The organism is Patescibacteria group bacterium, assembly GCA_018897195.1.
Classification (GTDB): domain Bacteria; phylum Patescibacteriota; class Patescibacteriia; order Patescibacteriales; family UBA12075; genus JAHILH01.
This window is the reverse complement of the sequence record JAHILH010000005.1, coordinates 162,333-174,868: the sequence shown is the minus strand read 5'-3', so window position 1 is coordinate 174,868 and position 12,536 is coordinate 162,333. Positions and strand designations below refer to the sequence as shown.

Annotated in this window: 11 protein-coding genes and 2 tRNA genes; 11 read left to right on the top strand and 2 right to left on the bottom strand. The window is 39.0% G+C overall.

What is annotated here, in order from left to right; genetic code table 11:
* Nucleotides 1-43 precede the first annotated feature (43 nt).
* On the bottom strand, nucleotides 44-313 hold the full coding sequence (locus KKD45_05230; GenBank protein MBU4309887.1) for a hypothetical protein: 270 nt from the start codon (nucleotides 311-313) through the stop codon (nucleotides 44-46).
* A gap of 411 nt (nucleotides 314-724) precedes the next feature.
* On the opposite strand from KKD45_05230, the gene rny reads away from it, so the two are divergent.
* The 7 genes from rny to KKD45_05195 all read left to right on the top strand — a co-directional run bounded on the left by rny (nucleotide 725) and on the right by KKD45_05195 (nucleotide 4,413).
* Entirely contained in the window at nucleotides 725-2,242 is a 1,518-nt protein-coding gene (gene rny / locus KKD45_05225) for a ribonuclease Y (GenBank protein MBU4309886.1), read from the top strand.
* 191 nt (nucleotides 2,243-2,433) lie between these two features.
* Nucleotides 2,434-2,715 carry an HU family DNA-binding protein gene (locus KKD45_05220; GenBank protein MBU4309885.1) on the top strand — a complete coding sequence of 94 codons (282 nt, stop codon included), beginning with the start codon at nucleotides 2,434-2,436 and terminating at the stop codon, nucleotides 2,713-2,715.
* Between the two features lie 267 nt (nucleotides 2,716-2,982).
* The gene (rplS, locus tag KKD45_05215; GenBank protein ID MBU4309884.1) at nucleotides 2,983-3,354 is read left to right on the top strand and encodes a 50S ribosomal protein L19; all 372 of its coding nucleotides are present in this window, start codon (nucleotides 2,983-2,985) and stop codon (nucleotides 3,352-3,354) included.
* A 60-nt stretch (nucleotides 3,355-3,414) separates the two neighbouring features.
* A tRNA-Leu gene (locus KKD45_05210) sits at nucleotides 3,415-3,498 on the top strand.
* Nucleotides 3,499-3,505: 7 nt separating this feature from the next.
* A tRNA-Val gene (locus KKD45_05205) sits at nucleotides 3,506-3,579 on the top strand.
* Nucleotides 3,580-3,676: 97 nt separating this feature from the next.
* Nucleotides 3,677-4,015, top strand: a complete 339-nt coding sequence (locus tag KKD45_05200) for a phage holin family protein (GenBank protein ID MBU4309883.1) — start codon at nucleotides 3,677-3,679, stop codon at nucleotides 4,013-4,015.
* Between the two features lie 8 nt (nucleotides 4,016-4,023).
* Nucleotides 4,024-4,413 (top strand): hypothetical protein, encoded by a 390-nt coding sequence (locus KKD45_05195; protein ID MBU4309882.1) that lies wholly within the window; start codon nucleotides 4,024-4,026, stop codon nucleotides 4,411-4,413.
* 2 nt (nucleotides 4,414-4,415) lie between these two features.
* On the opposite strand, the gene KKD45_05190 is transcribed toward KKD45_05195, so the two are convergent.
* Nucleotides 4,416-5,114: a 16S rRNA (uracil(1498)-N(3))-methyltransferase gene (locus KKD45_05190; protein MBU4309881.1), complete on the bottom strand. Its 699-nt coding sequence runs from the start codon at nucleotides 5,112-5,114 to the stop codon at nucleotides 4,416-4,418.
* A 199-nt stretch (nucleotides 5,115-5,313) separates the two neighbouring features.
* On the opposite strand from KKD45_05190, the gene glmS reads away from it, so the two are divergent.
* The 4 genes from glmS (at nucleotide 5,314) to pyrF (ending at nucleotide 12,421) form a co-directional block, all read left to right on the top strand.
* Nucleotides 5,314-7,167 carry a glutamine--fructose-6-phosphate transaminase (isomerizing) gene (gene glmS / locus KKD45_05185; GenBank protein MBU4309880.1) on the top strand — a complete coding sequence of 618 codons (1,854 nt, stop codon included), beginning with the start codon at nucleotides 5,314-5,316 and terminating at the stop codon, nucleotides 7,165-7,167.
* An 88-nt stretch (nucleotides 7,168-7,255) separates the two neighbouring features.
* Nucleotides 7,256-8,476, top strand: a complete 1,221-nt coding sequence (locus tag KKD45_05180; protein ID MBU4309879.1) for an endonuclease Q family protein — start codon at nucleotides 7,256-7,258, stop codon at nucleotides 8,474-8,476.
* A 140-nt stretch (nucleotides 8,477-8,616) separates the two neighbouring features.
* On the top strand, nucleotides 8,617-11,589 hold the full coding sequence (locus KKD45_05175) for an ATP-dependent helicase (protein ID MBU4309878.1): 2,973 nt from the start codon (nucleotides 8,617-8,619) through the stop codon (nucleotides 11,587-11,589).
* A gap of 136 nt (nucleotides 11,590-11,725) precedes the next feature.
* A complete protein-coding gene (pyrF, locus tag KKD45_05170; protein ID MBU4309877.1) occupies nucleotides 11,726-12,421 on the top strand; it encodes an orotidine-5'-phosphate decarboxylase in 696 nt (231 codons plus the stop codon).
* Nucleotides 12,422-12,536: the final 115 nt, after the last annotated feature.

The window sequence follows — 12,536 nt, the reverse complement described above, 5'->3', positions numbered from 1 at the left end:
TTAAAAAAAGCCGGTCATAATGATCGGCTTTTTGGTTTGCAATTTATTTATATCCCTTCGTTTTCATCCTTTTCTGAGTTTCTACTAATTTTATTAATTCTTCATCTGTGATAGTAAAAGAACCGTTTCGCGATGCTATGTATTTTGTTGGTTTTCCGTCATCGCCACAAGTCGGTCCAAGGCCATACATGAGCTGATAAGTTTGACAATTGCGACAACCACCACTCCTCTCCTTTGCGCCACACCAGCAATCACTCCACGGTTTTCCGCCACATACTTGTGCCACTACCTCACCCAATTCTGAATAAGACATGGTTTATCCTTTAAGTTTATGGTTGATAAAGATGATGTTTAAGGATATAATGGTTTTTTAATTTCGCATATAAATTTTATTTAAAGGAGCATATAAAGACTTTAAGTTATATTAGGTATTTAGTCAAGATTAGCAACTTTACAAGAACAAATCTTTATGTTAGGATTTGATTATAAATAAATAATTTATAAATTCTGATTGTGAGGGGAGGCGAGAACGGTGGTATATTGGGTTAAAAGTATTTAAAGTTAGAAAAAAAATGATGAGAAATTACACTTCATTTAATAACAAAAACAACGGTAGAATACTGAAAAAAATGCAAACCAAATAATATTTTGGTGATTTTTGTTTGACTTCAAATAAACCTAATCTCTTCTGATAAAGCCCCCGAGCAATAGAATAATATCGAATATGGAAGTATATTTAATTTCGGTAGTTCTGATTGTGGGTGCTTTTTTTGTTGGCTCTTGGTTTCGTCAACAAAAAGCAACAACCGCTCAGAAGAATGCCGAGGAGCATGTTGAGAAAATTGTTTCCGAGGCGAAGGCAAAACAAAGTGAGGTGCTATTGCATGCTCAGGAAAAAGCCTTAAAGATTATTGAGGATGCTAAACAAGATGAGAAAAAGCGTCGTCAGGATATGAATGACCTACAGGGTCGTTTAGAGAAAAGAGAAAACCTATTCTCGCAAAAATTATTAGAACTAGAAAGCAAGCAACAAAGTCTTTATGACAAAGTGGCTAAAGTAGAAGAGGCTAAGGAGAAAATCAAAGAAATTAGACAAGAGCAACTAGATAAATTGCAACAAATCGCTGGTTTAAGCAATGAAGAGGCTAAAGAAATTCTTTTGAAGAATATTGAAGAAAAGGTGCAGGATGAGTTATTGTCTCGTATGCGCAAATTGGAAAATGATGCCTCTGACGTTTGGGAAGTGAAGGCCAAGGAAATTATGGCGAGCTCGATGCAGAGATTGGTGTCGAAGTTTACTCCGGAAATTACTACCACGATAGTAGAATTGCCGAGTGATGAAATGAAGGGACGCGTCATCGGTCGTGAAGGTCGTAATATTAAAGTGATCGAACAATTGACCGGTACGGAAATTGTCGTTGATGATACGCCAAATGTAATTACGATTTCTGGTTTTTCTGGTATTCGTCGTCACATTGCGAAACGCGCTTTGGATTATTTAATTCTTGACGGTCGTATTCATCCAACCAAGATTGAAGAAGCAATCGAAGAAGCGAAGAAAGGTTTGGCAATGGATATCAAGAAAGCCGGCGAAGATGCTTTGTTTGAAATCGGCGTCACTGGCTTCGATCCAAAATTGGTACAAGTTATTGGTCGCTTGAAATATCGTTCCAGTTATGGACAAAATGCTTTGCGCCATTCACTTGAAGTGGCCCACCTATCAGCGATGATTGCAGAGGAATTGGGAGCAGATGTGACTTTGGCGAAGAAAGGTGGTCTTTTACATGATATTGGTAAGGCAGTTGACCACGAAGTGAAGGGAACTCATCCTGAAATCGGTCGCGATATTGCCAAGAAGTTCGGTCTGCCACAAGAGATTATTGATCCGATTGAAACTCATCATGATGATAAGCCAAGAGGTTTGATCTCTGTGATTGTGAAAGTAGCGGATGCCATCTCCTCAGCGCGCCCAGGCGCCCGTAGCGATTCATATGAAAGATATTTGCAACGCTTAGAAGAATTGGAAAACATTGCTAATGGCTTTGCAGGCGTTGAGAAAACCTACGCGATTCAAGCTGGACGTGAAGTAAGAGTGTTTGTAACACCAGAAGATATCAATGACCTACAAGCGCATGACCTAGCTCGTGACGTGGCCAAGAAGATTGAATCAGACTTGAAATACCCGGGTGAAATTAAAGTAACCGTGATTAGAGAAATGAAAGTAACTGAATACGCACGCTAAAATTATTTATTGAACAAAAAAAGATAGCCATCATGGCTATCTTTTTTATTTGTGCAAACATTAGTATATTTATTTGCATACTTTTTTATTATTTGTTATACTGCTATTAAGTAATTAAAATCGTTAATTAATAGTAGGAATAATATAGGTTGATATCTTAATCTTCTTATTATCCTTACTTATATAAAAATATGAACAAAGCTGCATTAATTGAGCGCATTGCTACTCAATCAGCCGTTTCAAAAAAAGATGCCGAAGGCATGCTTGATTCTTTGGTTGATATCATTATTAGCGAACTAAAAGCTGGCAATGAAGTGACTATTACTGGTTTTGGTACTTTCTCACCAAGAATCAGACACGCAAGAGGTGGTGTTAATCCTCAGAAGCCAACTGAGCGAATTACTATTCCAGAGGTAAAAGTGGCTAAGTTTAAGACTGGTAAGACTTTGAAGGATGCTTTGAAGGCAGCGTAAGATAATTTTCGTGAAATATAAGATAAGCCATTCTTTCCAGAGTGGCTTATTGCTATTTAGCTAATATTGGGTAAATATTATTTGGAAATTTACTATTATTTCAATCTTGACTTATTTTGAATAATGTTATAATATATATTCTATAATTCATATCGAGATTATCAATAGAACACAAGCGTTCTATTTTTATGGTTATGGAGTATTAGCTCCTAACCATACAAAAAAGCCTTTGGCTTTTTATAAATTGCTAAAATTAATTTTAAATATATGGCAGACAATGCAAAAACAACTCAAGAAGAGGCAACAACCGAAAAATTCCCGGAATTAAAACCAGGCATGACTATTCGTGTTTTTCAAAAAATCAAAGAATTAAATACTAAGGGTGAGGAAAAAGAAAGAACTCAGTATTTCGAAGGCATGATTATTGGCATGAAACATGGTAAAGAGATCGGTGGCACAATTACAGTAAGAAAAATTTCTGACGGCGTGGCTGTTGAGAAAATCTTCCCTTTAAACTTGCCAACAATCGAAAAGATTGAGGTGAAGAGAATTGCTGAAGTTAGAAGAGCAAAGTTGAACTTCTTGAGAGATGGTTACAAAAAGAAATTTAAGGAGAAAATTATTTCTACTAAGAAATAAAATTTGATTTAGTTTCGTTGATAGGTTATAATTTGGATAGATCTGGTCTACTAGGATGATGTCGCAGTGCTGGAATTGGTAGACAGGTCAGCTTGAGGGGCTGGTGTCCGTAAGGACGTAAGGGTTCAAATCCCTTTTGCGACACAAATTTGGGTGAATAGCTCAGCTGGTTAGAGCATCTCGTTTACACCGAGAGGGTCCAGGGTTCGAATCCTTGTTCACCCACAGATAAAAAGAGAATCTTAATTAAGATTCTCTTTTTTTGTTTTTTTTATTATTATGATATAATTAAATAAAGATAATTAATTAAATTGTAAAATTTATGCAAATTCTACTTCGTTGGTTATTGTCCGCCTTGGCGATAATAATCACAGCTAAATTAATTCCTGGTATTCAAATCGCGAGTTTTTGGGCGTCTTTGTGGGTGGCTCTTATTTTGGGTTTAATTAATGCAGTTATCAGGCCGATTTTGATTTTGATAACTTTGCCGATAAATATTTTTACCTTAGGTTTGTTTACTTTTGTGATCAATGGCTTGTTGGTATTATTGGCGTCGAGTATTATTAAGGGTTTTGCGGTGCAAGGATTTTGGGTGGCGGTTTTGTTTAGTATGGTTTTGTCAGTGATTAGTTATTTATTAAATCAATTTTTAATTAAGTAATAATATTTATGAAAGAAAATTTTAATTTTAAACAAGAAATACCCAAAGGCGTAGACGCCGAGAATGATGTAGAGGTTGAGGATGATGTTATAGAGGAGGCGGCTCTTAAATATGGAATTAAAGCAAAATTGCCCAACGTGGGCACACCAGCCTATGATAGATTGGTAGCAATTAGCGAAGGTTATGCCAAGGAATTTCTTCGCACTGATGTTTCAGTATTAGCGAGAACAGTCCCAAGAATTAGAAGAATTAGTGAAAGCGAAAGAAGAATATTTCATAATCAGTTATGTTTAATGTTGTTCGGTACTGAACATAAGGACACTAGTCCAAATGACAAAGATAGAGCATCACGTTTTTCGTTATACGTAAGTGGCAATGAGGACCAGATTGATTTTTAGTTTTATTGTAATCCTAAATAGCAGGCGACGATAGCGGCGGTTTCGCCACGGAGAGTTAACTTGCCAAGCGATACTTTTTTAAAGGTGTCGCTTTTTTTTATTTCAGCAACTTCAGAAGCAGACCAGCCGCCTTCGGGGCCGACAAAGAGGCCGATTTTATTTTCTGTCAATTTGATTTTATTTAGCGCTTCGCCGTCAAGGTGAAAGAAAAGATTGACTTGGTTGGCTTGGGCGTGGGCGAGGGCATCTTTAAACTTCATTGGTTCGGTGATGGTAGGTAGAATGCCGCGGCCGGATTGTTCGCTGGCTTCCTTGATGATTTTTTCGAGGCGTTCAGTTTTGAGACCGGTTTTGATAGTGCGCTCACTGATGACGGGGACGATTTGTTTGATGCCGATCTCGGTGGCCTTTTGAATGACGAGCTCGAAGTTTTCTCTTTTTAGAATAGCGAGATAAAGCGTGACGTCTTTAGTGTATTCATTCTTGTTCGCTTCAATGCTGATGATTTTAACCACGACCTCATCCTTTTTTATTTCCAAGATTTCTGTTCTAGCTTCTGTGTTTTGACCATTGCCCAGGAAAATAGTATCGCCGATTTTGAAACGCAAAACATTTTTAACTTGGTTGGTAAATTCTTTATCTTTGATGATTAATGTTTTATTGTCGAAGTTGAAATTGCCAATAAAGAGGTATTTTTTCATAAAATAATTTTAGGATTAATTACCTTCCATTATAGCTGATTGAGCAGAAATTTCAATCCCGAGTGCTTGGGAAATAATTTGCCAAATAGCTTGACCTTTTTGCGTATTAGTTTATTATTTGAGTAGAGGTTTTTAAAATTTTACTGAATTTTAGAAATTAATTTTCGATCTTTGAAATTATAAAAAAAGGAGAATGGTTATGTGTGGAATTGTGGGTTATATCGGACCAAGACAGGCTCGTGAAATTATTTTAGATGGATTAAAGAGGTTGGAGTATCGAGGTTATGATTCGGCTGGATTAGCAGTTGTGACTTCGAATGGCATTGAGTGTGTCAAAGAGGTTGGTCGAGTGGCGAGTCTTATTAAGAAAACGGAAACCATCAAAGGATGTCTCGAAGGTTTTGTTGGTGTCGGTCACACGCGTTGGGCAACTCACGGCGCGCCATCAGAAAAAAATGCGCATCCGCATTTTGATTGCAAGAAGAATGTTTTTTTAGTTCACAATGGTATTATTGAAAATTATCAAGAACTGAAAAAATCGCTCGAAGTAGCCGGTCATATTTTTGTGAGCGAAACCGATACGGAAGTTATTGCTCATTTGATTGAGGAGTATCTCGTCAAATATGACATTACAACAGCTTTCAGAAAAGCGATTAGGAATTTGGTCGGCGCCTACGCAATCGTAATGATTTGCAATGGCGAACCGGATAAAATCTTTGTAGCTCGGCACGGCAGTCCGGTGGTAATCGGAGTTGGTGATAATGAAAGCATTATCGCATCAGGAGAAGAGGCGATTGTGCAGTACACCAGGAAGATTTTGCGTCTCAAGGACGGTGAAATTGCAATTGTTGAGGCGGGAAGATATGAAATCTTCAGTCTCGATAGCATCTCTGTCGAAAGAGACACAGAACATACTTCTCTCGAAATTAGCGATATTGAGAAAGGTGGTTTTCCTCATTTTATGCTCAAAGAAATAATGGAACAGCCGAATTCAATCACAAACGCCTTGCGCGGGCGGATGAATATGGATGATGGCATAGCGGTGTTTGGTGGCTTTCAGGATAATAATGATCAGCTGAGAGAGGTTGATAATATTTTAATCGTTGCCTGTGGCACGGCTTATCATGCCGGTCTAATCGGTGAGTATATGATTGAAAGCCTTGCGGGCATTCCGGTTAAGACTGTTACTGCTTCGGAATTCCGCTATCGCCCGATGATTACGAATGACAAGTCGCTTGTATTGGTCATTAGCCAGTCCGGTGAAACAGCAGACACTTTGTTTGCTGTTAATGAGACAAATCAGCATGGCTGCTTAACAGTCGGCATAGTAAATGTTGTTGGCTCGTTGATTGATCGTGAGGTGAAAGCTGGTGTGCACAATCATGCTGGTCCGGAAATATCAGTGGCTTCAACAAAGGCCTTTACGTCACAAGTTGCCATTTTGGTCTTGGTGACAATTTATCTTGCCCGTCAGCGAAAGATGACAGCGGTTGAAGCGCAAAATATCTTTCACGAACTGCAAAGTATTCCTGAGAAGGTGAAGGTTGTGCTGGAGCTGAATGATGCCGTTAGGGCTTTGGCGCAAAAATATAGCCGAACTGAAAATGGCAATCAAACAGAACACTTTGCTTATATCGGCAGAGGGTTTAATTACCCGACTGCCCTCGAAGGAGCTTTGAAGTTGAAGGAGATTTCTTATATCCACGCTGAAGGTTATCCGGCTGGAGAACTGAAACATGGTTCGATTGCTCTAATCTGCAATGACTTTCCGACGATGGCAATTATTCCGCGTGATGCTCTGTATGCAAAAAACAAGAGCAGTATCAAAGAAATAAAGGCCCGTGATGGCAAAATTATTGCTATTGCTACCGAAGGTGATGAGGATATTATTGAATTGGTTGATGATGTAGTATTTATCCCTTCAACATTGGATATTCTTTATCCCATTCTCGTAACCATCGTGACTCAATTATTTGCCTATCACATGGCGGTAATTTTGGGTAGAGATGTTGATAATCCAAGAAACTTGGCGAAAAGTGTTACCGTGGAGTAGAAAAACAACCCCTGTCGAATTTGACAGGGGTTTTTGATTTTTAATAATGTAAGTGGTATATTAAATAGGTAAATTGAACCAATTTTTTATGCGTCAAATAGCTGATTTTCATATTCATTCTCGATATTCCCGAGCTTGCTCGCGGGACTTAACCTTAGCTAATATTGCTAAAACGTGCCTGATAAAAGGAATTGATATTGTGGGGACGGGCGATTTTACGCATCCCGCTTGGTTCAAATCGATTAAGGATGAACTGGTTGAGATTGGGAGTAGCGGTCTTTATAAATTACAGGAAGATGATAATGGTGTGAAGTTTATTTTGAGCACCGAGGTGGCTTTGATTTATAAGCAGGGCGGACGAGCGCGACGGATTCATATTGTGATTCATGCGCCGAATGTAGTAGCGGTCCAAAAGCTGAATGATTTTTTGGGTAAGCATTATAATATTCGTTCGGATGGTCGTCCGATTTTGGGAATGAGTGTACCGACTTTGTGTCAGTTGTGTTTTTCGATTGATCCGAAATTTTTGATTTATCCGGCGCACATTTGGACACCGTGGTTTTCGGTCTTTGGTTCGAAGTCGGGTTTTGATTCGCTGGAAGAATGTTTTGGGGAATATACTAATCAAATTTTTGCTTATGAGACCGGTTTGTCATCGGACCCTGAAATGAATTGGCGCGTGTCAGCTTTGGATAAATTAACTTTGTTGTCTAATTCAGATGCGCATTCATTGCAAAATTTAGCGCGCGAAGCAAATGTGTTTGAGTTTAATGAAGAGGTGACCTATGATGCGATTTATCAAATAATTAAAGGTGAAAATAAAAAATCATTTTTGGATTATACGATTGAATTTTATCCGGAAGAAGGTATGTATCACTGGGACGGACATCGGGCTTGTGGTGCGTGCTTGTCTCCGGTTGAGACAAAAGAGAAAAAGGGATTGTGTCCAGTTTGTAACCGGGCACTGACAATTGGTGTTGATTATCGCGTGAATGAATTAGCAAATCGTAAGGTTGGGAAGCAGTTAAAAGGCAAGCCGAGTTTTAAAAAATTAGTAGGCTTGAATAAAATTATCGCTGAGGCGGTGGGAGTGAAATCACCACAAGCTAAAAAAGTTTTAGTAGAATACGATAAGCTAATTAGTGAATTACAAGCTAGTGAAATTGATATTTTACTTGATGCACCGATTGAGAAAATTGCGGCGGTGACAACTGATAAAATTGCGGAAGGTATACGCCGAATGCGCGCGGGAGAATTAACAGTGGCGCCTGGGTTTGATGGACAATATGGGGTCGTTAAGATTTTTTAATTCAAGGCTTCTCCCTCGCCCCGCCGGGAGAGGGTCGGGGTGAGGGAGCCGTCACCGAAAATCTACCTCACCCTGCCCTCTCCTATCCAGGAGAGGGAATTATGTAGTTATCTTTTTATTAAAATTCGAAAATTAATCTTATGTCAGAACTATTAAAAGGTTTAAATAAAGAACAAGAACAGGCGGTTACTCATAACGGCGGTCCTTTATTGATTGTGGCGGGGGCTGGAACTGGTAAGACGACGGTGGTGACGAAGCGGATTGCTTATATCATTGAGCAAGGCTGGGCAAAGACGGACGAGATTTTAGCGTTAACCTTTACCGAAAAGGCGGCACAGGAGATGGAGGAGCGCGTTGATAAATTATTGCCTTTTGGTTATGTAGATTTGTGGATATCCACTTTTCATAGCTTTGGTGAACGCATTTTGCGCGAGCATGCAATTGAGATTGGCTTGCCGGGTAATTTCAAGCTCTTGAATGAATATGAACAGTGGGCGATGGTGCGTCGAAACTTGGATAAGTTTAATTTGGAATATTATCGACCGCTTGGGAATCCGACGAAGTTTATTCATGATTTGGTGAAACATTTTTCACGTGCTAAAGACGAAGATGTTACTGCGGAGGAGTATGTTGCTTTTGCGAGTAAGTTAAAAGATGATGACGAGCAAGAAATTAAACGCATTGCCGAGGTGGCGAACGCTTATAAAGTTTATCAACAATTACTTTTGGATAACAGTGCCTTGGACTTTGGTGATTTGATTAATTATTGTTTGAAATTATTTAGAGAGCGACCAAATATTTTGGCGAAATATAAAAATCAGTTTAAGTATATTTTATTGGATGAATTTCAAGATACGAATTTGGCGCAGTATGAATTGATAAAATTATTAGCGGCCGGCGATTCTAATTTAGTAGTCGTGGGCGATGATGATCAATCGATTTATAAATTCCGTGGCGGTTCAGTAGCGAATATTTTGCATTTTAAAACTGACTATCCGCAGGCGCAGGAATTAGTGCTGACCAATAATTATCGCAATAAGCAAAATATTTTGGATTTGTCTTATGATTTTATTCAACACAACAATCCGAATCGATTGGAATATCAATTGCAACAACAGGGTGATGGGAAATTGAGTAAGAAGCTGAAAGCGAATATCGGCGAGACGGGTGAGATTGAATTATTAGAAGGGACTGACTTGGAAGATGAGATTCGTTTGGTGGTGGAGAAGATGGCTGATTTGAAAGTGAAGGACGCGGAGGCGAATTGGGGTGACTTTGGTATTTTGGTGCGGGCCAACGATAGTGCTAATGATGTGTGTGTTGCCTTGGAAGAAGCGAACCTACCTTATGTTTTTTACGCATCACGCGGATTATATAACAAGCCAGTGATTATGGATGCGGTGGCGTATTTACGGATGTTAGATAATTATCACGAGAGTATTTATCTTTATCGTGTTTTAAATTTTCCGATTTATAAATTTACTCATAAGGAATTAGTTGATCTTAATCACCTAGCTAATAAAAAATCTTGGTCATTATACGAAGCTTTAAAAAATGCCAACCAACTAAACTTTGGAGTTGATTTTATAAAAAGAGTAGGGGTGGTTTTAGAAAATATCAGCAAGCATACACAATTAGTTAAAACAAAACCAGTACGTGAAGTATTGGTGACCTTTATAAATGAGACTGGTTATTTACAACACTTAATGGATTTACCAGAAAAGCAAAGCCGTGAACAGATTGGTTATCTTAATAAATTTATCAAGCGCGTCTTAACTTTTGAAGTTGCCAATGATGACAAAAGTGTTAAAAATTTCTTAAGTGAATTCCGCATGGAATTAGAGTCAGGCGAGCAAGGCTCAGTGACGCCGGATGTCGAAGCTGGACCAGAGACAATCAAGGTGATGACAATCCACGGCTCCAAGGGTCTTGAGTTTAAATATGTCTTCATCGTCGGCATGGTTGATAAGCGTTTCCCAACTATCGAACGTAAAGACAAAATCTTGATCCCTGACGCTCTGATCAAAGAAAATTTACCGCAAGGCGATATGCATATCGAAGAAGAACGTCGTTTGTTTTACGTCGCCGCGACGCGCGCGAAAGCTGGTTTATATTTTTCATGGAGCAAGAATTATGGTGGTGCGCGTGATAAAAAGCCATCACGATTTTTGCTTGAAGCAGGATTGGTTAAAGAAGAAGTGAAAAAAACGAAAAAAGATTTGGCGGTGGCAGAAGAATTACCAGTTATTGATAATCTATTAAAACTCCCTCGCCCCGCGGGAGAGGGTCGGGGTGAGGGGGCGTCATCGAAGAATGATAAAATTGACTACATACCTCCGAAGCATTATTCCTACACCCAACTAACCGCCTTTTCAAGTTGCCCCTACCAATATCGCTTTGCCCATATCCTAAAAATCCCCCGCCAAGGCAAAGGCGTTTTCTCCTTCGGTCGCACCATGCACAGCACTTTACAAAAACTGTTTGAATTAGTGGTAGAGAAAAAAGGTTTTGGGCAACAAGATTTATTTACCGAGCCCAAGAAGGGCGATGAGAATGTAACTTGGGAAGAGGTGCTGAAAATTTACGAAGAATCTTGGATTGATGATTGGTATAATGACGCGGAACAAAAGGAAGAATATCGCGCCAAGGGCAAAGAAATTCTAAAAACTTTTTACGCCAAACATAAAGACAATTGGCCAAGCATTAAACATTTAGAAAAAGGTTTCAATATAAAATTGAAATCTGATGAGGACATCTACACCATCCGCGGCGTTGTCGATCGCGTCGATGCCGTCGACGGCAAAGTCCGCATCGTTGATTACAAAACCGGTAATCCCAAAGACAAACTAACCTTCGAAGACAAGGCTCAACTCTTCATCTACCAAATCGCCGCCGAAGAAATCTTCGGCTACAAAGTCGACTCCCTCGTCTTCTATTATCTCGACGACAACACCGAAATGGAATTCCTCGGCACGGACAAAGAAATAGAAAAGCTAAAAGAAAATATCGTGAAGAATATCAAAGAAATAAACAAAGGCGAATTCCCGGCCAAGCCGTCGATTTTGTGTAAGTATTGTGATTTTAATGATATTTGTGAGTTTCGGAAGTTGTAGTTATGCCTATTGATTTTTTAAGAAATATGTAGTAATATCAAAAAATAAAATAACCCTTAGTGGTTATTTTATTTTGTTCGTTTAAGTCGGATTTTTATAAATCCATAAATATCAAATCAATGAGGGAGGAATAAAGATGTCGAAAATTATTGTGGCATTAGATGGAATGGATACCGAAGATGCATTGGTTTTGGCAAAAAACCTAGAAGGCACCGGTGTAATTCTTAAGGCCAACGATTTACTCGATGGAGGTCTTGGGGTTACAATCCTTGAAGTGCTTAGCAGACATGCTGAGGTTATGGATGATGCCAAGTTTCACGACATTCCCAATACGGTCAAGAATCGTGTTAAAAAGCATATCTTCTATAAACCGTCTTTAATAACGGTTCATGCCTCTGGTGGTGTGGCGATGATGAGGGCGGCCGTGGAAGCGGCTGGCGATTCAAAAATTCTGGCTGTTACAGTTTTAACTTCATTGAATGAAGAAGAGTGTAATATTAATTACGGCATGCCTGTCAAGGCAAAAGTTTTGCAATTTGCCAGAAATGCTGTACTCGCCGGGGTTTATGGAATTGTCTGCTCACCAATGGAGCTTAAGTTTCTGTCTCAGTTTCCCGAGTTGAATAAATTGAAGAAAGTGACTCCCGGTATTCGTCCAAAGTGGCATCTTGATCCCAATGATGATCAGTCCAGAATTACCACGCCCTATGATGCGGTAAAAATGGGCGCAGATTATCTTGTTATTGGTCGCCCGATAACCATGGCGACCAATCCAGTTGAAGCAGTGTTGGAAACACAGAAAGAAATAAATCTGGCCATAGTAGAAAAATAAAATTCAGCCTTGGCCAAAACCTTAAAAAAACGGTTCCATTATTGAGCCGTTTTTATTTTTTGATTAATTTGAGGATATTTTGAGGGTTATTGACATTATCCAAAAATATGATATA